Annotated in this window: 1 protein-coding gene; it reads left to right on the plus strand. The window is 59.0% G+C overall.

The genetic code is table 11. The features are described from left to right. Positions 1-715, plus strand: a 715-nt coding sequence (locus ECTPHS_RS13700) for a PD-(D/E)XK nuclease domain-containing protein (protein ID WP_008933364.1), incomplete at both ends; no start/stop codon positions are given.

Below are 715 nucleotides of genomic sequence, written 5' to 3' on the forward strand. Positions count from 1 at the left end.
GGTTACCGCTGGGGTGGGCAGGAGGTGACCTCCGTCTACAATCCCTTCGACGTCCTGCTGCTCTTGCAAAATCGTCAGTTCGGACCTTACTGGTTCGAGAGCGCGACCCCCACCTTTCTGGTGGATATGCTCAGGCAACGGGGCATCTACACGCCGTCGCTGGACCATTGGGAAACGGAATACGAACTGCTCAGCCAGTTCGACGTGGACAACATCAGTACCGACGCCCTGCTGTTCCAGGCCGGTTACCTGACCATCAAGACATTGGAAGAACCCATGCTGGGGTACCGCCAGTACACCCTGGGCTTTCCCAACCAGGAAGTGGAAACCAGTCTCAACCTTGCTCTGCTGCCCTCGCTGGGCCTGGAAAACGCACCTCGGGAGCGCAGAACCCTGTTTACCCACCTGCGCAACCATGACCTGGCCGGGCTGGAAAACCACCTCAAGGCCCTCTATGCGGGCCTGCCTCACGACTGGTACCGCAACAACCCCATCGCCCAATACGAAGGGCACTATGCCAGTGTGTTTTATAGCCACTTTGCGGCCCTGGGGGGGCAGGTCACGGTGGAAGACTCCAGCCACCATGGTAAGGTGGACATGGCGGTAGACTTTGCCGGGCACATCTACCTGTTCGAGTTCAAGGTGGTGGAGCAACTGCCCGAAGGCAAGGCCCTGGAACAGATCAAGGCCAGAGGCTATGCCGACAAATACCGCG

This window comes from Ectothiorhodospira sp. PHS-1 (assembly GCF_000225005.1).
Lineage (GTDB): Bacteria > Pseudomonadota > Gammaproteobacteria > Ectothiorhodospirales > Ectothiorhodospiraceae > Ectothiorhodospira.